The organism is Ralstonia pickettii, assembly GCF_001699815.1.
Lineage (GTDB): Bacteria > Pseudomonadota > Gammaproteobacteria > Burkholderiales > Burkholderiaceae > Ralstonia > Ralstonia thomasii.
The window spans coordinates 271,610-293,621 of sequence record NZ_MCGB01000025.1 but is presented as its reverse complement, the minus strand read 5'-3'; the positions used below and the strand labels follow the sequence as shown (position 1 = coordinate 293,621).

Genomic DNA, 22,012 nt, shown 5'->3' with positions numbered 1-22,012 from the left:
CCACCGGCCCTTTGCTTACTTGAGCATCCGCTTCAGCTCGCTCGCATCGAACGGATCGTTCGGCGAGTTTTCCAGGTGCGCGCCCAGGCGATCCAGCGCAGAAAGAATCGACTCGATACGCTCCTGCTGAAGCTCGCTGTGGTCGATCAGCCGCTTGAGTGCCAGCGATACCGGATCGTCCGCATCCGGCGTGATGCCGTAGGCGGAAAACTCCTGCTTCAGCGCAGACTGGGCTTCGGTGGCCACATCGCGTTCGATGATGCGCGCCGGAATGCCAACCGCCGTAGCACCCGGCGGTACCGGCTTGAGCACGACCGCGTTGGAGCCAACGCGCGCTCCATCCCCGATGACAAAGCCGCCAAGCACCTTGGCGCCCGCGCTCACCACCACGCCCTTGCCGAGCGTCGGATGCCGCTTGGCGCCCTTGTAGAGCGACGTGCCTCCGAGCGTGACACCTTGGTAGATCGTGCAGTCGTCACCGATCTCGGCCGTCTCGCCAATCACGACACCCATGCCGTGGTCGATGAACACGCGCCGGCCGACCGTCGCGCCGGGATGAATCTCGATGCCGGTGAGAAAGCGCCCGAGGTGCGAGAACCAGCGCCCCAGCCACCGGAAGCCGCCGTGCCAACACGCATGCGCGACCCGATGGACGATGATGGCGTGCAGACCTGGGTAGCAGGTCAGCACTTCCCAGCGGCTGCGCGCAGCCGGGTCTCGCTCCATGATGGCGCCGATATCTTCGCGAATGCGTGTGAACATCTTGAGGTGTGTAGATTGTTATATCTATATGCGCGATGCGCTGAGGGCAGTGTAAGGCATTGCCTTACCGCGCTGCGGCAAGGGTTTTAACCAGACATGCAGGAAATGCCGCCCTGCTGGATCAGCCAGGAGGCGGCTTTCTGGGCGATCAGCGACAGTCGTCGGCGGCGCCGGTGGGCGGCGTGGTGGCTTCGGCACGGCGGCCGAGCATGCGCTTGGCGATGCCGCGCAGGATGTTGACCTCTTCGGTCTCCAGCTGCGTGCGGGCGAACAGACGTCGCAGGCGCGGCATCAGCTTTTTCGGCTGGGCCGGGTCGAGAAAGCCGATCTCGACCAAGCCCTGCTCCAGATGTTCGAACATCCCGTCGATCTGCTCGGCCGTGGCCGGCTCGCCGACAAAGCCGACGCCTTCCATGCGCGTGTCGCCCGTGCCGGTGCCGGCCAGCAGCGCCATGCGCACCTCGTACGCAATCAACTGCACGGCCTGCGACAGGTTCAGCGAGGCATACGCCGGGTTGGCTGGAATGTGCGTGACGACGTGGCAGCGCTCCACCACCTCGTTGGGCAAGCCGAATCGCTCGTTGCCGAAGACGAAGGCGACGGTGGCGTCCGGCGCGGCCAGCAATGCGGCCACTTCTTCTGCCGCAGCACGCGGGCCGATGCGGCGCGGACCGAATTCGCGCGGGCGGGCCGTCAGCGCAATCGTGAGCGAGGCACCGGCCAACGCCTCGCCAATGTCGTCGACGACGCGGGCGGCGGCCAGCACGTCATCGGCGCCACTTGCCATGGCAACGGCATCAGCGTGGCGCTTTGCGTCGGCCTCGCGCGGGCGGACGAGCACGAAGCTACCGGGCTCGCCAAACCCCATGGTCTTGAGCGCACGTGCCGTGGAGCCGACATTGCCCGGGTGACTGGTCTCGACCAGCACGAAGCGGCACCGCGTGGCTTGCTGGCGCAGGATTTCCGGGTCGGCGGGTGTGGTGTTCGGTGTGCTCATTGGCGCAATTCGCGGGGCGCCGGGGGGCGGGGTTCATATACAATACGGCCACTCTTTTGACGGCGGGCAGGATCGCAAGATTGGCCCGCCGCTCGTTCTTCTACAATTCGTTGTGTTGTTTCGCCTGCGGCCGCTTCCGAAAAATCGGCGCGTCAGGCGCGGAGATCCCACATGCATCCGATGCTCAATATCGCCGTCCGGGCTGCTCGCAAGGCCGGCACCGTCATCAACCGCGCGTCCTTCGACGTTGATAGCCTGCGCACCGAGCGCAAACAACACAACGATTTCGTCACCGAAGTCGATCGTGCAGCGGAAGCGGCGATCATCGAAGTCATCAAGACTGCCTACCCCGATCACGCGATTCTAGCGGAAGAGTCAGGCCAATCCTGGGCCGACGGCGAAACCGCCAGCGAAAACGTCTGGGTGATCGACCCGCTGGACGGCACGACCAACTTCATCCACGGCTTTCCGCAATATGGTGTGTCGATCGCGCTGATGCAGCGTGGCGTCGTCACGCAGGCCGTGGTGTACGACCCGACGCGCGACGAACTCTTCACCGCCTCCAAGGGCGCCGGCGCGTTTTTGAACAACCGCCGTATCCGCGTCACGCGCCGCGACAAGCTGGCTGACTGCCTGATCGGCACGGGCTTCCCCTACCGCGATCTGGAAGGCCTGTACGACTACACCCGCCTGTTTGCGACCATGACGGAAAACTGCGCCGGCCTGCGTCGCCCAGGCGCTGCCGCGCTGGACCTCGCCTACGTCGCCTGCGGCCGCCTCGACGGCTTCTTCGAGCAAGGCCTGAGCAAGTGGGACATGGCCGCAGGCTCGCTGCTCGTGACGGAATCGGGTGGCCTGGTGGGCAACTACACCGGCGAATCGGGCTATCTGGACCAAGGTGAAATCCTGGCCGGCAACCCGAAGGCTTTCGTGCAGATGATCAAGATCACCTCGCCGTTCTCGCGGTCGAAGGCTGAAGCTTGATTGCGGCGCTGCGCCAGTAGCCGCCAACAAAAAGCCCGCTTTATGCGGGCTTTTTCACGTCTCGGAGCTTACTTCTTGGCAACCGGCGGCTCGTTGGGCGCGAAGCTCAACGAGGGCAGTTCGGCCTGCGCCTTTTCCGGCGTTTCAAGCTCGGGCACCACGCGGCCGACAATCAGACCCAGCGACGGCGACGTGCGCACGTACTTTGTCTCACCGGCGTCCAGTGCGAAGCTCAGCGTCTTCTCGGTCTCGGTGGCTGTTGACACGACATACTTGCCAGCCGGACGGTCAACGAAGAAGAAGCCGCCCGGTTTGGATTGGCCAATCACTTCGCTGTTCAGCTTGATGTCCGGCTGCAGTGCCGCGCCGATCAGCGACGACGAGCGGAAGAAGTACACGCGCCCTTGATCCTGCTTGAGCGTCGGAATCGACGAAGCCATTTCGGAATACTTCACGCCCGACGCGCAACCCGCCATCAGAACCGTGACACCGATGGCCGAAGCCAATGCGCGCAAAACTCCCTTCATTGTGATTCTCCTGTTGTGATGGATACAGCGGTAGAAAGCGGGGAGTACGCCTGCTCGCCTGGCAGGTAAAACCCGACCAGGCGTTGACCGGCGATCACCAGATAGGCCTCGTGGACCTGGCGGCCTTCAATCGTGAAGATCGTGCCGACCGGGCGATAGACAGCGCCTTGCGACAGCGTACCCACGCGCTGCCAGTTGGAGCCGGCCGCAAGCGTGCGCGTATAGCCAGTTTCCAGGCGTATCTCCGTTGAAGATTTCAACTGAATGCGCGACGGGCCTGTCGCGTTGTCGCTGGCCAGCGTGGCTGGTGCGGTGGACACCATCGGCGCGCACGCGCCCAGGCAAGCCACGGCAATGCACGCCACAGCCCAATGCAGCATTGGCTTCTGCACAACTCCCTCCAGAATCTTTTTTATCGGTACCGAGGCGGCACTCTGTGGAGAACGATCTCAATGAGATGACGCGAGACTGACACCCCCTCGAATCGGGTTTTTCGTGGGGAGTGCAATGCACGTTACTAACAACCGATATAAGCGACGCTTAGCCGGCGTGTTCGGTAGCAGGTTCGCTACCGGCGGCGCGGACCACCCCATCGGCGAGCGTGTCGAGCAACCTGCCAATGCCCCGAAACAATCCCCCGCAAGCCGAACGGGTTTTGCGCGCCTCGCCCCTCATTCACAATGAGCCTCGCCCTCAACGCCATCGACTGCCATGAAAAACGCCCTCGCCCTGCGCCATGTTCCGTTCGAGCATCTCGGCATACTGCAGCCGCTGCTGGAAGCGAGGGGCTACACGGTGCGCACCGTGGACGTGGGCGTGGAGCCGGTGCCGGCCGACGACGTGGTGGATGCGGATCTGCTGATCGTGCTGGGCGGACCCATCGGCGCGTATGACGATGCAACGTATCCGTTCGTGCGCGATGAAGCGGCCGCCATTGCGCAGCGGCTGGCCGCACGCAAGCCGCTGCTTGGCATCTGCCTGGGCGCCCAGCTGATCGCTCGCGCGCTCGGTGCGGCGGTCAAGCCGATGGGCGTGAAGGAAATCGGCTTTGCACCCATCACGCTCACGGCCGCAGGCGCAGGCTCACCGCTCGCGCCGCTGGCCGACGGCACGCCGGTGCTGCACTGGCATGGCGACCAGTACGACTTACCGCCCGGCGCGCAACGGCTGGCATTCACTGAAATCTGCGCCGAGCAGGCTTTCGCCATTGGCAACCACGCACTGGGGTTGCAATTCCATCTGGAGGCCGACCTGGACGAGCTTGAAGCCTGGCTGATCGGGCATGCGGCGGAACTCGGCGCAGCGGGCATCGACCCACGTGCGTTCCGCGCGCAGGTGCCGGCGGTTGCGGAACGCCTGTCGCAATGCGCGCGAGAGGTCTTCACCGCTTGGCTGGATCGCGCGGAGGCCGCATGACGCTGCCGGCTCCCGTCTGCATCGATACCGTCCTCACCGGGCGCGCTGTCGACTACACCCGCCCAGGCTCGCGCAGCGCCATTGACAAGCGCCCCGTGCACGATGCGGTGGAGGTAGGCATCAACGGCATCGTCGGTGATGAGCAAGGCGATTTGCGTGTGCACGGCGGCCCCGACAAAGCAATCCATCACTACCCGTTCGACCACTACGCGGGTTGGCAGGCGGATATCGGCGCGCATCCCATGCTCGCACAGCCCGGCGCGTTTGGCGAGAACCTGAGCACGACGGGCATCACCGAAGCCGACATCTGCGTAGGTGACCGCCTGCGTGCGGGCAGCGTGGTGCTGGAAGTGTCGCAACTCCGTCAGCCGTGCTGGAAGCTCAACGACCGGTTCAACACGCGCGACATGGCGCGCCGCGTGCAGCACACGGGCCGCACGGGCTGGTATTACCGGGTATTGGAAGGTGGCACGCTGCGCGCGGGCGATATGCTCGAATGGTTCGAGCGTCCATGGCCGCATTGGCCGCTGGCGCGTGTACTCGATGTGCTTTACCGCAACATGCTCGATCGTGCGGCGCTGGCCGAGATGCTGACGCTGCCGCTCACGCCCTCATGGCGCAAGCTGGTGGAAGGCCGCCTCGCACGTGGCGAGGTGGAAAGCTGGGCCAGACGCATCGATGGCCCAGCGCTCGAAGCCTGAGTTCTCAACCGTTTAGAACGTTTCCCAATCCGCGTCGGAACTGCCACCGGCTACGGCCAGAGGTTGCTGTTGCTTCCGGGCGGCAGCGGCAGGTGCGACCGGCACCGAAGCCACCGGCTGAACTGCGATCTTCGGTTCGCGCTTGCGCAGCGCCGCCCGTGCCGGCTTGGCCGCGCTGACCGGCTGTGCAGCGGCCTTGGCCACCGGCTTGGAAACCTTCTCGGGCTTGCGCACAGCCATCGCGGCGTTCCCTGCCCCATCCAGCCGGAACTGCGACACGACCTGCGTAAGGTTCTGCGCCTGCTCTTCCAGCGATTGCGCGGCGGCGGCCGCCTGTTCGACCAGCGCGGCGTTCTGCTGCGTCACCTGCTCCATTTCCGTCACGGCCTGGCCGATCTGCAGGATGCCCTGCGTCTGCTCGACCGATGCGGAGGCAATGTCTTCAACGATGTTGGCGACGCGGCGCACGGCCTCCACGGTCTCGGTGATAGTCTCGCCGGCCTGCGCCACCTGCGTGTGGCCCGCTTGCACGCGCGACACCGAATCGTCGATCAACGTCTTGATTTCCTTGGCCGCAGCAGCACTGCGTTGAGCCAGCGCGCGCACTTCGCCTGCCACCACGGCAAAGCCGCGGCCCTGCTCGCCGGCGCGGGCAGCTTCCACGGCAGCGTTGAGCGCCAGGATGTTGGTCTGGAACGCAATGCCGTCAATCACGCCGATGATGTCGGCCATCTTGCGCGAGCCCGCGCTGATGTCGTCCATGGTGGCCACCACGCCACGCACTACATCGCCGCCACGCGAAGCCAGGTCTGCCGCATTCGACGCCAGCGCGCTGGCCTGGCGGGCGTTCTCGGAGTTGTTGGTGACGGTGGAGGTCATCTGCTCCATGCTGGCAGCCGTCTTCTCGAGCGAGGCGGATTGCTGCTCGGTACGCGAAGACAGATCGAGGTTGCCGCTGGCGATTTCGTGCGCGCCGGTGTTGACCGAATCCGAGCTGTTACGCACCTGGCGAACGGTGTTCACCAGGCTTTCGCGCATGCGACCCACGGCAGCCAGCAGGCGGCCCAGTTCATTGCGGCCACCCGTCTTGACATGCACGGCCAAATCGCCTTCAGCCACGCGACTCAGCACGGTCACGGCTTCGTTGAGCGGCGTGATCACGAAGGCCTTGAGCCCGTAGAACACCGCCACGATCAACGCGAGCGCCATGGCAATACCGAGCGCCACGAACTTGAGGATCGTTTCGTAGCGCGCGCGGCCGCTGTCGGCCTCGTCCTTGGCCAGCTTCTTGACGAGCTGCTGGAAATTCTCGATTTGCACCGACCACGCTGCACCGGTATCGGTCACGTCCTTGTAGTTGATCGGGGCATAAGCTGAGGCATCACCTGCGCGCAAGGCCGCCATGCCACGCTGCACGGCTTCGATGTGCGTCTGTGCGGCCTGCACGATCGCCTGGCGCAGCGACTCGTCCACACCTTCGATGGGCGGCGCATTCTTGAAGGCTTCGACCTGTTCGATGGACTTCTTCAGGCCCTTCTCCGAGCTGGCAAGCGCTGTCGTCTTGGCAGCGCCATCCATGTTCTCGCGCAGGACGCTGTACAGGCGCGACATGCCGGTGCGCGCGCGCTGCATGTCCTTGTACGCGTCGTTCAACAGCATGCTGCGGTCGGAAATCTGATGCACGCGCTCGGTGGCCGCGTTGGTGGTGCGCAAGGCCAGCACACCCACCGCCGCGCCGACCACGATCATCAGTGCAAAGGTGATCAGAATCGCCAGCAGGCCAGCGCGCACGCTGGTGTTCTTCAAAATGCGGTCCATCTTGTCTCCGGGGTCCCGGCAGGCAAACCCATGCTTGCGGTGTGCGGGGTCAACGAGGTGAAGGTCAATCGTGGGTCAGAACGTTTCCCAGTCAGCGTTGTCTCCAGCGGCGACCAGAGGCTTCGCCTTGGCCAGGCTCGCGGGTATCGCTGCCGGTGCAGCCAGGCTCTTTTCGGTTCGCTCGACCGGCTTGGCAGCAGCCTTTCGCAACACAGGCGGCTTGCGCGACGTCAGCTTGGGCTTGGCAGCTTCGGTGCTCGGCCTGGCGGCCCCGCGCCGCGGCGCTTCGTCCTTGGGTGATGCCGGTGCCATCGGCGTTGCGAGTGCCACGGGCTTGACCGGCGCAACAGCCGGCTCAACCCGCGCCACCATGGCCGGCGCACGCAGCGCATGCGCATCGAGGCGGAACTGCGCCACCACCTGCGTCAGGCTCACGGCCTGCTCTTCCAGCGATTGCGCAGCAGCAGCGGCCTGCTCCACCAGCGCAGCGTTCTGCTGCGTGGCGTCGTCAAGCTGCGTGACGGCGTGGCTCACTTCTTCAATGCCGGAGCGCTGTTCCTGGCTGGCCGACGAAATCTCGCCAACGATGTCGGTCACGCGCTTCACGCTCGCGACGATCTCCCGCATGGTCGTGCCGGCTTCTTCCACCAGCGCGCTGCCTGCATCCACGTTGACGACGGAATCATCGATCAGCGCCTTGATCTCTTTGGCGGCAGCCGCGCTGCGTTGCGCAAGGCTGCGCACCTCACCGGCCACCACAGCAAAACCACGGCCCTGTTCCCCCGCACGCGCGGCTTCGACTGCCGCATTGAGTGCAAGGATGTTCGTCTGGAACGCAATGCCATCAATCACGCCGATGATGTCGACGATCTTGCGTGACGACGCGTTGATTGAGCCCATGGTTTCCACCACGCGCGTCACCACGTCGCCGCCGCGCACGGCCACATCCGAGGCGGACGCGGCCAACTGGTTGGCCTGCTGGGCGTTGTCGGCGTTCTGCTGCACGGTCGACATCAGCTGCTCCATGGCCGAAGCCGTTTCTTCCAGCGAGCTGGCCTGCTGCTCGGTGCGCGACGACAGATCCAGGTTGCCGCTGGCGATTTCGCGCGTGGCGGTGCCGATGGTCTCCGACGCGCCCTTGATGCGGCCGATGGTGTCCACCAGCGCGCCGCGCATGCGGCTCATGGCGTAGAGCAGGCTGTTGTTGTCGTCGGCGCGGGTGGCAATCTCCAGCGTCAGGTCACCGCCGGCAATGCGGTTGGCCACATCAGCCGCGTAGGCGGGGTCGCCGCCCAGCGTGCGCTGCAGGCTGCGGTTCGCGACGCCGCCCAGCAGCAACAGCAAACCGCCGACCAATACCAGCAGCCCGCCGGTTTGGTACAGCGAAGTCATGAACGCGGCATTGATGTCGTCCATGTAGACGCCGGTCGAGAAGACCCAGTCCCACGGCTCATAGCGCATCGCGAAAGCCGTCTTGGGCACCGGCTCCGAGCCGCCGACTTTCGGCCACACATAGCTGGTGAATCCGCCCTTCGGATCTTTGGCCGCGTTGGACAAGCCCACGTAGACGGCATTGCCCTGTGCGTCCTTGAAGCCGGATTGGTCCTTGCCGATGAACTCGGGCTTGATCGGGTGCATCACCACCACGTTGTTGGAGCTGGTGATGGTGAAGTAGCCGTCCTTGTCGTAGCGCAGCGCCTTGAAGCGGTCGAGCGCCTCTTTCTGCGCGGCGTCTTTGCTCAACGTGCCGTTCTTGGTCAGGTCGTCATATTGCTTGACCAGGTTCACGGCCATGGTCGTCACGCTGACGAGGTTGTTCTTGCGCTCCTCGACGCGGATCTCGCGCGCCTGATACGCGTTGAATACCGAGATCAAGGTCAGCGCGACAAGGCTGATGATCAGCGGCAGCCAAAGCTTTTGGCGAAAGCTGAGCTTACTCATTCCAGAGTCTCCGGATGCGGAACCGCGAGGCGCCATTTGCGCAAACGCGTTCCCACTATGGTTTTAGGGGTCCGAATGGTCTATCGGCAGGCTGGCCGCCAACCTTGAGGGGGCGTCGCGCGCCAAGCGCCGCCGCACTGCATTTGCGCCCGTCCAGGGCAAGGCGCCCCGCACGCGACCTTTGCAAATTACGCCACATTAGGCAGAATTCTTTTGATTTTGAATTGACAATCGTCGATGAAAACCACACTCGAAGAACTGCTCGCCTTCCGCACCGTCGTCGATACGGGCTCCGTCACGGCGGCGGCTGAGCGGCTCGGCCAGACGGTGTCGGGCGTGAGCCGCGCGTTGCGCCGCCTGGAAGAGAAGCTGGACACCACCCTGCTCTCGCGCACCACGCGGCGGCTGTCGCTCACCGACGAGGGCGCGACGTTTCTGGCGCAGGCGCGCAGCATCCTCGCCGCCGTCGACGAGGCCGAGGAGCAGATCGCCCTGCGCCGCCAGCAGCCTGCCGGCCGCCTGCGTGTCAACGCTGCCATGCCGTTCATGCTGCATGTGGTGGCGCCGCTGGTGCCGGACTTCCGCGCACGGTATCCGCAGATCGAGCTGGAGCTGAACACCAACGACCTGATCATCGATTTGCTGGAAGAAGACACCGACGTGGCGATCCGCATCGGCACGCTGCGCGATTCCACCCTGCGTGCGCGCCTGCTTGGCACGCGGCGGCTGCGCGTGCTGGCGAGCCCTGCCTATCTGAAAGCGCACGGGCGGCCCCGCCACGTGGATGAGCTGCAGAAGCACGCCCTGCTCGGTTTCGTGCAGCCGGAATCGCTAAACCAATGGCCCCTGCGCGGCCCGTACGGCGATCGCCTGCGCATCGAGCCCACGCTCAAGGCCTCCAGCGGAGAAACCCTGCGCCAGCTCGCGCTGCAAGGCGCGGGCATCGTCTGCCTGGCTGATTTCATGACCGCTGAAGACCGCCGCGCGGGCGATCTCATGCAGGTGCTGCAGGACGCCACGGTGGAGGTGCTGCAGCCGATTCACGCGGTGTACTACCGCAACACGCAGTTGGCTTCGCGGATTGCGTGCTTTCTCGATTTTCTCGAAGCCCGGCTCGCCGACGATAAGCAGTGAAGCAGCATCGCTGGTATGCAACAATTGCGCGATTCAACACCTTCCGCGCGCGGCCTGATCGGATCACATCCGGCCGCGCGCTGCGCTTTAGTACTCATGGCTGAACACTCCGCTCCGGTTCTGGAGATCGACCCGAAATACGGCCCTTTCGACAAGCACACCCCGATGATGCAGCAGTATTTACGGCTGAAATCGGGGCATCCGAACACGCTTGTCTTCTATCGCATGGGCGACTTCTACGAGCTCTTCTTTGAAGATGCCGAAAAAGCCTCGCGCCTGCTCGATATCACGCTCACCGCACGCGGCAGCTCCAACGGGCATCCGATCCGCATGGCGGGCATCCCGTTCCACGCTGCCGAGCAATACCTCGCCAAGCTGGTCAAGCTGGGCGAATCCGTGGCCATCTGCGAACAGATCGGGGACCCGGCCACAGCCAAGGGGCCGGTCGAGCGCAAGGTCGTACGCGTCGTCACACCCGGCACGCTGACGGACGCCGCCCTGCTTTCCGACAAGATCAACAACCATCTGCTGGCCATCGCGCATCTGCCGGCCAAGCGCGGCGCCGCACCGCTGATCGGTCTGGCCTGGCTCAACCTCGTCGGCGGCGAATTGCGCGTGATGGAGTGCAGCCCCGACCAGCTCGACCGCGAACTCGAACGCATCCGCCCCGCCGAAGTGCTGGCCGACGATGCAACGCTCAACACCATCCAGGTGGATGTTGCCCGCACGCGCCTGCCCGATTGGCACTTCGACGTGGAAGCCGGCACCCGCCGCCTGCGCGAGCAACTCGGCGTCGCGAGCCTCGTCGCCTTTGGTGCGGAAACGTTGACGGCCGCACTGGCGGCTGCCGGCGCGCTGCTCAATTACGCAGCCGCCACGCAAGGCCAATCGCTGCGTCACGTGATCGGCCTGACCGTCGAGCACGAAAGCGAATTCATCGGCCTGGACACCGCCACGCGCCGCAACCTGGAACTGACCGAGACGCTGCGTGGGCAGGAATCGCCGACGCTGTTCTCGCTGCTCGACACGTGCGCCACGAGCATGGGCAGCCGCCTGCTGCGCCATTGGCTGCATCATCCACTGCGGGATCGTGCCATCCCCCAAGCGCGGCAGCAGGCGATCGAGGTGCTGCTCGGCGGCGATTGGCAAACATTGCGCTCGACGCTGCGCACGCTGTCGGATGTGGAGCGCATTACCGGGCGACTGGCGCTGCTGTCGGCGCGCCCGCGCGATCTGTCTTCGCTGCGCGACACGCTCGCGCGCCTGCCCGAGATTCGCGAAGAACTGCCGCAGAGCGACGCGGCTCCGCTGCTCATCGAGCTGTACGCCGCGCTCACCCTGCCCGAAGACGCCCACGCCCTGCTGCAGCGCGCCGTGATGGCCGAGCCGGCAGCGATGGTGCGAGACGGCGGCGTCATCGCCCGCGGCTACGATGCCGACCTCGACGAGCTGCGCGACATCTCGGAAAACTGCGGCCAGTTCCTCGTCGATCTGGAAGCCCGCGAGCGCGAGCGCACCGGTATCGCCAATCTGCGCGTCGAATACAACCGCGTGCACGGCTTCTACATCGAAGTCACCAACGGCCAGGCCGCCAAGGTGCCGGACGATTACCGCCGCCGCCAGACGCTGAAGAACGCCGAGCGTTACATCACGCCCGAGTTGAAAGCGTTCGAAGACAAGGCGTTGTCGGCGCAGGACCGTGCCCTGTCGCGCGAAAAGCTCCTCTACGAAGAGCTGCTCCAGAAACTGTTGCCGCACCTGGCCGAATTCAAACGTATCGCCGCCGCGCTGGCACAGGCCGATGTGCTCGCGACGCTGGCCGAGCGTGCGCATGCGCTGTCGTGGTCGCGCCCCACGCTGACGGACGCACCCGGTATTGAGCTGACGCGCGCACGCCATCCGGTGGTCGAACAACAAGTCGAACAGTTCGTCGCCAACGACTGCATGCTGCAGGAGGCGCGCAAGCTGCTGCTGATCACGGGCCCAAACATGGGCGGTAAATCGACCTTCATGCGGCAAACCGCGCTGGTCGTGCTGCTCGCTTACGTGGGCGCATTTGTGCCGGCGGAGGCCGCAGTCATCGGCCCAATCGACCGTATCTTCACGCGTATCGGCGCGGCCGACGATCTGGCGGGTGGCCGATCCACCTTCATGGTTGAGATGACGGAAGCGGCTGCCATCCTGCACCGCGCCACACCCAACAGCCTGGTGCTGATGGACGAGATTGGCCGCGGAACGAGCACGTTCGACGGCCTGGCGCTTGCCTGGGCGATTGCGCGTCACTTGCTGTCGCACAATCGCAGCCACACGCTGTTCGCCACGCACTATTTCGAGCTGACACAACTGCCGCAGGAGTTCGCACAGGCCGCCAACGTGCATCTCTCCGCCGTCGAACATGGTGACGGCATCGTCTTCCTGCATGCCGTGCAGGAAGGTCCGGCCAGCCAGAGCTACGGCTTGCAGGTCGCACAACTGGCGGGCGTGCCGCAGCCGGTCATTCGCGCCGCGCGCAAACGGCTGGCCTGGCTGGAGCAGCATTCCGCCGACACAGGCGCCACGCCCCAGCTCGACCTGTTTGCACTCGCCGCCGATATGCCCATCGTCGACGAAGGCGATGCCGACGCCGAAACACCCGACAGCGCGCTTGCGGATGCGCTTGCCGGGATCGATCCCGACGATATGACGCCGCGGGAAGCGCTTGATGCGTTGTACCGCCTCAAGGCATTGGCGAGCCCGGCCGCCTGATTCCGATGACCCGGCTCGGCGCAGTTTCCCGCACGTTTCAATGCATCGCCATGGCGTTGGCGATGCTGATGCCGGTGGCTGTACCAGCTGCACCCAAGGTCGCGAATTCTGCACCTGACGCGCCGGGCGCCTTCACCTTCACGGTGATCGGCAACGTGCCCGACCGCGCCGAGGATGTCGCCCCCGTGCGCGCACTGCTGGACGCCATCGACGCCGAACACCCCGCCTTCGTCGTCCATCTGGGCAACCTCAAGGGCCGCGATGAAGCGTGTTCCGACACGCTGCTCGAAGCGCGCCATGACCTGCTCGACAGCCTGATCGCGCCCGTCATCTACATCCCGGGCGACCACGACTGGAGCGACTGCCAGCGCCCCGCCGCGGGCAGTTTCGACCCGGTGGAGCGCCTGCTGCGCCTGCGCGAGCTGTTCTACCCCGACGACAACACGCTCGGCCAGCGCACCATGACGGTCATGCGCCAGTCCGACCAGGCGAAGTTCCGCAGCTACCGCGAAAACACGCGCTGGACGATGAATGACGTGCTGTTCGTCACCCTCAACGTGCCCGGCGACAACAACAACTACAAGACCGCGGGCGGGCGCAACGGCGAATACGAAGACCGCCTTGAAGCCAATCGCCAATGGCTCGCACGCGCCTTTGCCGTCGCGCGCCAACGCAAGATGGCGGGCGTGGTCGTCATGATGCAGGCCGATCCACTCTTTGAAGACGGTTGGGAACGGCGCCGCGCACCCAATCTGTTCGACGGCTGGCTGCGCCGCCGCTCGCATGACGGCTACCTTGCACTCAAGCGTCAGTTGCGAGCGCTCACGCGCGACTACGACGGTGCCGTCCTGCTCATCCACGGCGCCAGCCAGACGTTCATGCTCGACCGCCCGCTCAAAGACGAAGACGGCCGCCCGGACGCGCATGTCATGCGCGCACGCACCTATGGTTCGCCGGTGCTCGATCGCTGGCTGGAAGTCTCCGTCACGCCAGGCCGCACGCCGCTGTTCCATACCCGCAGCCGCCGCCTTGACAACACCCCCATCCCAGCGCCGGAAATCACGCCAGCGCCGGCGCAATAAAGAAAACGGGAGCCGAAGCTCCCGTTCTCGTATCTTGATGGACTTGCCGATCAGTGCAGCGTGTGCGGCTTATCGTCCTCGTCCTCGTCCACCACTTCAAGGCCATTTTCACCGTGCACGTGGCCGTGCTCGATCTCTTCAGCCGTGGCTTCCCGCACTTCGGTCACCTTCAGTTCGAAGCGCAGCGCCATGCCGGCGAGCGGGTGATTGCCGTCCAGCACAACCTTGTCTTCCGCCACGTCGGTGACTGTATAGACGATGGCATCTTCCTCGTCGCCATCTTCGGGCACGCCCTCGAACTGCATGCCAACTTCGAGCGGTTCCGGAAAGCGATCACGCGGCTCGATCTTGATCAGCTCCTGATCGTAGTCACCGAAAGCGTCGTCCGGTTCGAGCTGCAGCTTGGTCTCGAAGCCTTGTTCCTGGCCGTCCAGCGCTTCCTCGATCTTGGGGAACGTGCCATCATAGCCGCCGTGCAAATACACCATCGGCTCATCGGATTCCTCGATGACGTTGCCCTGCGCGTCGGACAGTTTGTAAGCCACCGACACTACCGTATTCTTCGCGATTTTCAATTGCGCACTCCATGAACGAAGTCCCATTATACGCTGCCGATGGCGGCGTCCAACCTGCTCTTCCAGCGGGGCATCCGGCGCAACTCCTCGGCGGGCTGTCACCGCGCGATTTCATGCGCACGCACTGGCAGAAGAAGCCTCTGCTGATCCGGCAGGCACTCTCCCCCGAAGAGATGCGTGCGCTGCACTTTCCGCTCTCGCCTGAACGTGTACTTGCCCTGGCTGCGCGCCCCGATGTCGAGTCCCGCTTGATCGCGCAATCGCGCGGGCGCTGGTCGTTCAATCACGGCCCCTTCGACGAACGCCCGCTGCCCTCGCGCAAGACACGCAACTGGTCGGTGCTTGTGCAGGGCGCGAACCTCGTCGAGCCGGCGGTCGAAGCGTTGATGCAGCGTTTCCGGTTCATTCCCGACGCGCGGCTCGATGACGTGATGATCAGCTTCGCAACCGACGGCGGCGGCGTCGGCCCGCACTTCGATTCGTACGATGTGTTCCTGCTGCAGGCCCACGGCAGGCGCCGCTGGCGCATCTCAGCCCAGGACGATCTCACGCTCGTCCCCGATCTGCCGCTCAAGATCCTCGCCAACTTCCAGCCCGAAGAGGAATTCGTACTAGAGCCCGGCGACATGCTGTATCTGCCGCCGCACTACGCACATGACGGCGTGGCCGAGGGCGACTGCATGACGTATTCGATCGGCTTCCGCTCACCGTCGTACCGCGAACTGGCCGGCCACTTCCTGGGCTTCCTGTCGCAAACGCTGGAAGACGACCCCAACTTCGACGGCCGCTACGCCGATCCCGAACAGAAGCCCACCACCCACCCCGGCGAACTGCCGGCCGCCATGGTCAAGGCCCTTGTCCAGAAGCTCAACGCGTTGCGCTGGACGCCTGAACTCGTCGGTGAATTCCTCGGCGCGTACCTTTCCGAACCCAAGGATCACGTCGACTTCGTCACGCAGCCCCGCTTGCCGCTTGCCCGCTTCACGGCTCGGGCGCGCAAGGAAGGCATCGTGCTGGACGCGCGCACGCAGGCGCTGTATGACGCGCAACGCTTCTGGATCAACGGCGATACGTTTGAACCATCGGGAACGCTGCTTGCGTGGCTCTCCGCGTTGGCGGACGCACGTCGTGCGAGCGCTGCATCCGTGGATGCGGCGGCCGGCTTGCCAGATCTGATGGATACGCTGCACGCTTGGTACGAAGAAGGCTGGCTCAGGCTGGCTGGACCCGCGCAACGATGATTCCGCATTGAAACAGATCGTTACAAAAGCGTCTGAATCGCACGTGCGTCAGCCCCGACTCAGCTACACACAGTAGGTAAAGGCCGCTATAATCCGACGCTAGCTTGCAAGCCGAGCAGTCCTCGTGCGGCTTGGCTGCCAGCATAGAAGAAGGTGTAGTACCTGAGCGATAATTACCGGTAATTATTCATCGCGCTTTCTGTTGTCCGCTTTCCATAATTCAGTTTAAGGATCGAAAAAATGAAAAAGTCTCTCCTGATCGCCTCGCTGATGGCTGCTGTGGCTCTGGCTGCTTGCGGTAAGAAGGAAGAAGCCGCTGCTCCGGCCGCCGCTCCGGATGCTGCTGCTTCGGCCCCGGCTGCCAAGCAATAATCGCGTTTCTCGCGAGACAAAAAAGCCGACCTTCAGGTCGGCTTTTTTTATGGGCGCCCATCTAGCGTTGGAACTCCGAGCAGCAACTACGCGACCCATCCGCCATTCAAAGTTGTTTCTGAATCTTACAAGCCGCGTCGATCGGACCAGCCGCCCTCAAACGGTGCACCAAAGCAGGCCCTCTTCCTGATCCGCAATCGGCACGTCTTCAGTGCGAGCCCCCAGCGGCACGGCAATCGCCTCAGCAGCCAATAGCGGCGTGTTGTTCTGCTTGGACAGATGCGCAGCAACGACCGTATGCAACGCGTCGTGGCGAACGCGCGTAAGGATCGCGGCTGCAATGTCATTGGCCAAATGGCCGAAATCTCCACCGATACGCCATTTCAATGACCACGGATAGGCTGAATTGGCCAGCATCTCGCGGTCATGATTGCATTCGAGCACGAGGGCGTGCATGCCTGCCAGATGGGCGCAAAGGTATTCCGTCAACATGCCGGCATCGGTCAGCACGCCCAAGCGCCGCGCGCCGTCGTTGAAGACGAACTGCAGCGGCTCGCGCGCGTCGTGCGGCACGGTGTAAGGCAAGATTTGCAGATCGCCGACGGAGAACATATCGTCGGCGCGACAGAAACGCACGGCTGCACGGTCGGCGCCGCGCAGGTTTTCCGTGGCGCGATACGTGCCGTGACTGGTCCAGACCGGGATATTGAATTTGGCGGCAACCGCATAGGCGCTGCCAACGTGATCGCTATGCTCGTGCGTGACGAGGATGGCGTTGAGGGATTCGGGCGTACAGCCCAGGCGCTCGAGCCGCCGCACAGTCTCGCGGATACCGAATCCGCAATCCAGCAGGATGCGCGTGCACGTCGCGCCGCTCGCGGATTCCACGAGCAGCGCATTGCCTTCACTGCCGCTGCCAAGGCTGGCGAATCTCAGTGTCATCGCCCACCCAGGCAGCCGTACTGCATGATGCCGATTACCGCAGTTGCTCGTCGAGCAGCGACAGGATGCGCTTGCCGATGTCGCCGGTCTGCGCGGAGCCATCGTCGTTTTGCACCAGCACCGTCGAAGACGTGCCAGCATCCTTCACGACCACGCGGTAACGCTTGGCCCGCTTGAGGTCTTCGATCTTCGTGCCCGAGAACAGGCGCGAGAAGAAGCCCGGTGCGTTGGCTTCGGCACGCGTATCAGCGTAGCGAACGAAGTAGACCCCTTGCGAGCGGTCGCGGTCATCCACGGTGAAGTTCACGCGATCCAGCGCCAAGCCCACGGTGCGCCATGCGCGATCAAAGGGCTCCGGCACCTGCAGGACCGGTTGGCCATTCGACTGCGTCAGCAACGATGGGCCGGTACGCGGGGCCGGTTCAGCCTTCGTGCCGTCTTGCACCGGGTGCGCTGCCTGCGTTTGCGCGAGCTTCTGCTGTGCGGCCTCCTTGCTGGCGCCCAGCCGCTGCATCAGGCGCGACAGGAATTCGGCTTCGAGTTCCGGATCGGCCGGACGCGGCGTCCACACGGTCTGGTCCTTGGACGAACCGACCAGTTGTTCCTGCGCGCCGCGGTGCGAGATGTAGACTTCGACCGTGCCGTTCGGACCCTTCTCGATGCGGGTGCGGAACTTGTCACGCTCAGACGTCGAGTACAAGCCATCGAATACCTTGCCGACGGTGCGGCGGATGATGTCCTGCGGAATCTTCGCGCGGTTTTCAGCCCAGTCGGTTTCCATGATGCCGGTCTCGGGCGAGTCGATCACCAGCAGGAAGCCCAGTTCTTGCCAGAACGTGCGCAATTGCGGCCACAAGGCATCCGGCGTGGTCTTCACGAGCAGCCAGCGCTGATTGCCATCACGCTCGATACGCATGTCGGACACGGCAGGCAGCACATTCTCGGTGCCCGAGCCGGGCGTCGTGACCTTGGGCGCCGTTGACGTATACGCCGACAGCGTGGTCGTGCCCGTGTCCGGTGCGGCATAGCGGCGGTCAGCCTGGATGCCGGTCAGGTCGGGCGGGACCTCAAGCGTCGGGCCTTTCTTGGCCTGCGATTTGTAATCGATGCGGTCCGGCTGCATCACCTCATTGACGGTATCGCAACCGGAAATCAGGGCAACCGACAGCGCGGCCAGCAACAGTTGAGCGGACGTCGCCACAGCCCCGCGACGGGTTTGGTGCAGTTTCATTGACTTGCGATCCTTCAGATGAGAACGATGGCTTAAGGGCCTGAGAAGCGCCTTGAAACAATCAGGAGAGCAGCCCGGCATCCTTCAGGGATGCGCGCACAACCTCGTGATACTGGGGTGCCAGCGGCGTCAACGGCAGGCGAATGCCACCTTCCATCTTGCCCATGGCCTGGAGAGCCCACTTGACGGGAATCGGGTTCGACTCGACGAACAGGTTCTTGTGCACCGACAGCAGTTGCATGTGGATGCGGCGAGCCGTCTCCACGTCGCCGCGCATGGCGGCAACGCACAGTTCGTGCATGGCACGCGGCGCCACGTTGGCCGTCACGGAAATGTTGCCGTGGCCACCCAGCAGCATCAGCGCGATGGCCGTCGGATCATCCCCGCTGTAAATCTTGAACGAGGCCGGTGCGCCCTTGATGAGGTGCGCGGCGCGGTCGATGTTGCCCGTGGCTTCCTTCACGCCGATGATGCCCGGCACTTCGGCCAGACGCAGCATGGTTTCGACCGTCATATCGGCCACGGTGCGGCCCGGCACGTTGTACAGAATGACCGGCAGATCCACCGACTCGGCCACCTTGCGGAAGTGCAGATACATGCCTTCCTGCGTCGGCTTGTTGTAGTACGGCACGACCTGCAGGGAGGCATCAGCGCCTACTTGCTTGGCGTAGGCCGTCAGCTCCACCGCCTCGGTGGTGGAGTTGCCGCCGGTACCGGCAATGATGGGAATGCGCTTGTTGGCCTGCTCGACCGCCACGCGGATTAGTTCACGGTGCTCTTCCACCGACACGGTCGGCGATTCGCCGCTGGTTCCGACGATCACGATGCCGTCGGTGCCTTCGGCGATGTGCCAGTCGATGAGCTTGCGCAGGGACGGGAAATCAAGGCTGCCGTCCTCGTGCATGGGCGTGACGATGGCGACGAGACTGCCGGAAATCTGGATCATGGTTTCGAAAGCAGACAAAAGCGTGAACGTAAACAGTCGGATTGTACCGGATCGTCAGAACGGATTCGCCACATCTGAGACCCGCCAAGAGACGGGTAAGCCGCCGTCCTCAGCAACTTCAAAGTGCGTAGCGCGGCGCAACCGCCCCTGAGGGCTCGCGAACCGCGCAAATCCGCTGCACGTAAGCGTCTCGGGGCGATGCGAGAAAACCGTCTTCGTAGCCGATCACCCGCATCTGGCCTCGCACGGCATCGAGCAGTTCGCCCGGTGCCAGCAGGAATGCCGGGTTCGACGGCTTCCCGACGGTTTCGTTTCCGTCGGCGAAAGTTTCGTAGATCAGCCGGCCGCCCGGCGCGACGGCCGCCAGCAAGTGCGGCCAAAGCGGTCGGTGCAGATAGTTCGTGACGACAACGGCATCGAAAGTGGCGCCGGCAGGCAACGGCCAGGGGCCGCCTTCGATGTCAGCGACGATGGTTTCGGCGATGCCGACGAGGCCCGACAGCGCGGCCGCATCGCGGTCGATGCCAGTCAGGCGTAGACCGCGTGCGGCCAGCCAGCGCACGTGGCGTCCACTGCCGCAAGCCACGTCCAGCACGGAGGCGCCAGCCGGCAGTCCAGCCGCCCAACGCACCACCCACGGCGAGGGCGCAGCGAACGTGTGTGAATCAGACGCGACAGCAGACATCAACAGCCCATCAGCTGTACGACAGACCCATCGCCTCGCGCACCTCGCGCATGGTCTCCTGCGTAACCTTGCGGGCGTTGTCGCAGCCATCAGCAATGATGGCGCGCAGCAGTGACGGATCGTCGATGTATTTCTGGGCGCGCTCAAGCATCGGCTGCTGCTCCCGCAGGATGCCCTCGATCACGGGCTGCTTGCACTCCAGGCAGCCAATGCCGGCGCTGCGGCAACCCTTTTGCACCCACTCTTTCGTGTCGGCATCAGAGTAGACCTGATGCAACTGCCAGACCGGGCACTTGTCCGGGTCGCCCGGATCGGTGCGGCGCACGCGAGCCGGATCGGTCGGCATGGTGCGAACCTTTTTCTCGACGGTTTCCTTGTCCTCGCGCATGCGGATCGTGTTGCCGTACGACTTGGACATCTTCTGGCCATCAAGACCCGGCATGCGCGATGCCTCGGTCAGCAGCACCTGCGGTTCGGGCAGGATGATCTTGCGGGCGCCTTCCAGATAGCCGAACAGGCGTTCGCGGTCGCCCATGGACAGGCTCTGCGATTCGGCCAGCAGCGCGCGGGCCTGCTCCAGGGCCTCGTCTTCACCACGCTCCTGGTAGGCAGTGCGCAGCTCCAGATACAGCTTGGCGCGCTTGCCCCCGAGCTTCTTGGCCGCTTCCAGCGCCTTCTCTTCGAAACCTGGTTCGCGGCCATAGAGGTAGTTGAAGCGGCGGGCGACTTCGCGCGTCATCTCGACGTGCGGCACCTGGTCTTCGCCCACCGGCACGAAGCCGGCGCGGTAGATCAGGATGTCGGCGGCTTGCAGCAGCGGGTAACCGAGGAAGCCGTAGGTGGAGAGGTCCTTCTCCTTGAGCTTCTCGATTTGGTCCTTGTATGTCGGCACGCGTTCGAGCCAGCCCAGCGGCGTGCCCATCGAGAGCAGTAGGAACAGCTCCGCGTGCTCGGGCACACGGCTCTGGATGAACAGCGTGGACTGCGTCGGATCGACACCGGCAGCGAGCCAGTCGATCAGCATTTCCCACACCGATTCCTCGATCACCTCGGGCGACTCGTAGTGCGTGGTCAGCGCATGCCAGTCGGCGACGAAGAAGAAGCACGGGTATTCGGCTTGCAGCCGGACCCAGTTTTTCAGGACGCCGTGGTAATGCCCCAGGTGCAGAGCACCGGTCGGACGCATGCCAGAGAGAACGCGGTCAGGAAACATGTGGGAAATGGGGTTGAAGACTCAGGAAAACAGCATCTGCAGCGGACTCAGAATCCACTGCAGCAGTTGAAACAGCAGCGCCATGATCGGGCGCATCCAGACGTTGGTGATGACGTTGGAAATAATCAACGCCATCACGATAAAGAAGCCGAACGGTTCGATGCGCGACAGACCGAGCGCCATCCGAGGTGGCAGGAGTGCTGCCAGCACGCGCCCGCCATCGAGCGGCGGCAGCGGAAACATGTTGAACGCGGCCATCACCATATTGACCAGAATGCCAGCGCGCGCCATGCCGATCAGGAACGGTTCGTTCACGCCGCCCACCGCGAACACCACCGCCAATACGCCCCAGAAGATCGCCTGGACAAAGTTGGTGACGGGCCCCGCCAGCGCCACCCACATGCCATGCCAGCGCGGGTCCCGCAGACGGTCGAAGCGCACCGGCACCGGCTTGGCATAGCCGAAAACAAAGGCACCCTGGGTTGCAAAATACAGCAACAGCGGCATCGCAATCGTGCCGATGGGATCGATGTGCCGCAGCGGATTGATGCTGACGCGGCCCATGACATAGGCTGTATCGTCGCCGAAATGCTTGGCGACGTAACCGTGCGCCGCCTCATGCAGCGTGATGGCAAACAGGACGGGAATCGCGTAAACCGCGATGTTCTGGATCAGTGTGGGGTCCATAAGCGAGCTATTG

Annotated in this window: 21 protein-coding genes; 8 read left to right on the top strand and 13 right to left on the bottom strand. The window is 64.1% G+C overall.

The window, feature by feature from the left end:
• Positions 1–15: 15 nt before the first annotated feature.
• Together cysE and BEK68_RS04510 are read right to left on the bottom strand one after the other, a co-directional pair.
• Positions 16–762: a serine O-acetyltransferase gene (cysE, locus tag BEK68_RS04515; RefSeq protein ID WP_012435287.1), complete on the bottom strand. Its 747-nt coding sequence runs from the start codon at positions 760–762 to the stop codon at positions 16–18.
• Positions 763–910: 148 nt separating this feature from the next.
• Positions 911–1,759, bottom strand: a complete 849-nt coding sequence (locus tag BEK68_RS04510; RefSeq protein ID WP_012435286.1) for an RNA methyltransferase — start codon at positions 1,757–1,759, stop codon at positions 911–913.
• A gap of 171 nt (positions 1,760–1,930) precedes the next feature.
• Here BEK68_RS04510 and BEK68_RS04505 point away from each other — a divergent pair, with 171 nt between their 5' ends.
• Positions 1,931–2,743 carry an inositol monophosphatase family protein gene (locus BEK68_RS04505; protein ID WP_012435285.1) on the top strand — a complete coding sequence of 271 codons (813 nt, stop codon included), beginning with the start codon at positions 1,931–1,933 and terminating at the stop codon, positions 2,741–2,743.
• 68 nt (positions 2,744–2,811) lie between these two features.
• On the opposite strand, the gene BEK68_RS04500 is transcribed toward BEK68_RS04505, so the two are convergent.
• Together BEK68_RS04500 and BEK68_RS04495 are read right to left on the bottom strand one after the other, a co-directional pair.
• Positions 2,812–3,270, bottom strand: coding sequence for a DUF2846 domain-containing protein (locus BEK68_RS04500; protein ID WP_012435284.1), 459 nt, complete (start codon positions 3,268–3,270; stop codon positions 2,812–2,814).
• On the bottom strand, positions 3,267–3,650 hold the full coding sequence (locus BEK68_RS04495; RefSeq protein ID WP_027693039.1) for a hypothetical protein: 384 nt from the start codon (positions 3,648–3,650) through the stop codon (positions 3,267–3,269). The genes BEK68_RS04500 and BEK68_RS04495 overlap by 4 nt, the downstream gene beginning before the upstream one ends.
• Before the next feature lie 331 nt (positions 3,651–3,981).
• Here BEK68_RS04495 and BEK68_RS04490 point away from each other — a divergent pair, with 331 nt between their 5' ends.
• Positions 3,982–4,686 carry a glutamine amidotransferase gene (locus BEK68_RS04490; protein ID WP_012435282.1) on the top strand — a complete coding sequence of 235 codons (705 nt, stop codon included), beginning with the start codon at positions 3,982–3,984 and terminating at the stop codon, positions 4,684–4,686.
• Complete coding sequence (locus BEK68_RS04485; RefSeq protein ID WP_012435281.1) at positions 4,683–5,387, top strand: MOSC domain-containing protein; 705 nt, start codon at positions 4,683–4,685, stop codon at positions 5,385–5,387. Before BEK68_RS04490 ends, BEK68_RS04485 begins: the two co-directional genes overlap by 4 nt.
• A 12-nt stretch (positions 5,388–5,399) precedes the next feature.
• On the opposite strand, the gene BEK68_RS04480 is transcribed toward BEK68_RS04485, so the two are convergent.
• Entirely contained in the window at positions 5,400–7,205 is a 1,806-nt protein-coding gene (locus tag BEK68_RS04480) for a methyl-accepting chemotaxis protein (protein WP_012435280.1), read from the bottom strand.
• 75 nt (positions 7,206–7,280) lie between these two features.
• Complete coding sequence (locus BEK68_RS04475) at positions 7,281–9,146, bottom strand: methyl-accepting chemotaxis protein (RefSeq protein WP_012435279.1); 1,866 nt, start codon at positions 9,144–9,146, stop codon at positions 7,281–7,283.
• A gap of 237 nt (positions 9,147–9,383) precedes the next feature.
• On the opposite strand from BEK68_RS04475, the gene BEK68_RS04470 reads away from it, so the two are divergent.
• The 3 genes from BEK68_RS04470 to BEK68_RS04460 all read left to right on the top strand — a co-directional run bounded on the left by BEK68_RS04470 (position 9,384) and on the right by BEK68_RS04460 (position 14,107).
• On the top strand, positions 9,384–10,280 hold the full coding sequence (locus BEK68_RS04470) for a LysR family transcriptional regulator (protein WP_012435278.1): 897 nt from the start codon (positions 9,384–9,386) through the stop codon (positions 10,278–10,280).
• A 96-nt stretch (positions 10,281–10,376) separates the two neighbouring features.
• Entirely contained in the window at positions 10,377–13,025 is a 2,649-nt protein-coding gene (gene mutS, locus BEK68_RS04465; protein WP_012435277.1) for a DNA mismatch repair protein MutS, read from the top strand.
• A 5-nt stretch (positions 13,026–13,030) separates the two neighbouring features.
• Entirely contained in the window at positions 13,031–14,107 is a 1,077-nt protein-coding gene (locus BEK68_RS04460) for a metallophosphoesterase (protein ID WP_012435276.1), read from the top strand.
• Positions 14,108–14,157: 50 nt separating this feature from the next.
• On the opposite strand, the gene BEK68_RS04455 is transcribed toward BEK68_RS04460, so the two are convergent.
• On the bottom strand, positions 14,158–14,682 hold the full coding sequence (locus tag BEK68_RS04455; protein WP_012435275.1) for an FKBP-type peptidyl-prolyl cis-trans isomerase: 525 nt from the start codon (positions 14,680–14,682) through the stop codon (positions 14,158–14,160).
• A gap of 11 nt (positions 14,683–14,693) precedes the next feature.
• Between BEK68_RS04455 and BEK68_RS04450 the strand changes: the two genes are divergently transcribed.
• A complete protein-coding gene (locus BEK68_RS04450; RefSeq protein WP_004626159.1) occupies positions 14,694–15,923 on the top strand; it encodes a cupin domain-containing protein in 1,230 nt (409 codons plus the stop codon).
• 240 nt (positions 15,924–16,163) lie between these two features.
• Positions 16,164–16,295, top strand: coding sequence for a hypothetical protein (locus BEK68_RS26350; protein WP_283159861.1), 132 nt, complete (start codon positions 16,164–16,166; stop codon positions 16,293–16,295).
• A 156-nt stretch (positions 16,296–16,451) separates the two neighbouring features.
• On the opposite strand, the gene BEK68_RS04445 is transcribed toward BEK68_RS26350, so the two are convergent.
• The 6 genes from BEK68_RS04445 to BEK68_RS04420 form a co-directional block, all read right to left on the bottom strand.
• Entirely contained in the window at positions 16,452–17,237 is a 786-nt protein-coding gene (locus BEK68_RS04445) for an MBL fold metallo-hydrolase (protein WP_012435273.1), read from the bottom strand.
• A 34-nt stretch (positions 17,238–17,271) separates the two neighbouring features.
• Positions 17,272–18,468 carry an outer membrane protein assembly factor BamC gene (bamC, locus tag BEK68_RS04440; protein ID WP_012435272.1) on the bottom strand — a complete coding sequence of 399 codons (1,197 nt, stop codon included), beginning with the start codon at positions 18,466–18,468 and terminating at the stop codon, positions 17,272–17,274.
• A 61-nt stretch (positions 18,469–18,529) separates the two neighbouring features.
• Positions 18,530–19,414: a 4-hydroxy-tetrahydrodipicolinate synthase gene (dapA, locus tag BEK68_RS04435; RefSeq protein ID WP_012435271.1), complete on the bottom strand. Its 885-nt coding sequence runs from the start codon at positions 19,412–19,414 to the stop codon at positions 18,530–18,532.
• Positions 19,415–19,532: 118 nt separating this feature from the next.
• A complete protein-coding gene (locus BEK68_RS04430; RefSeq protein WP_012435270.1) occupies positions 19,533–20,099 on the bottom strand; it encodes a class I SAM-dependent methyltransferase in 567 nt (188 codons plus the stop codon).
• Positions 20,100–20,109: 10 nt separating this feature from the next.
• Positions 20,110–21,312, bottom strand: a complete 1,203-nt coding sequence (locus tag BEK68_RS04425; RefSeq protein ID WP_004626154.1) for a tryptophan--tRNA ligase — start codon at positions 21,310–21,312, stop codon at positions 20,110–20,112.
• A 21-nt stretch (positions 21,313–21,333) separates the two neighbouring features.
• Positions 21,334–21,999, bottom strand: coding sequence for a site-2 protease family protein (locus BEK68_RS04420; RefSeq protein ID WP_004626153.1), 666 nt, complete (start codon positions 21,997–21,999; stop codon positions 21,334–21,336).
• Between the last annotated feature and the right edge of the window lie 13 nt (positions 22,000–22,012).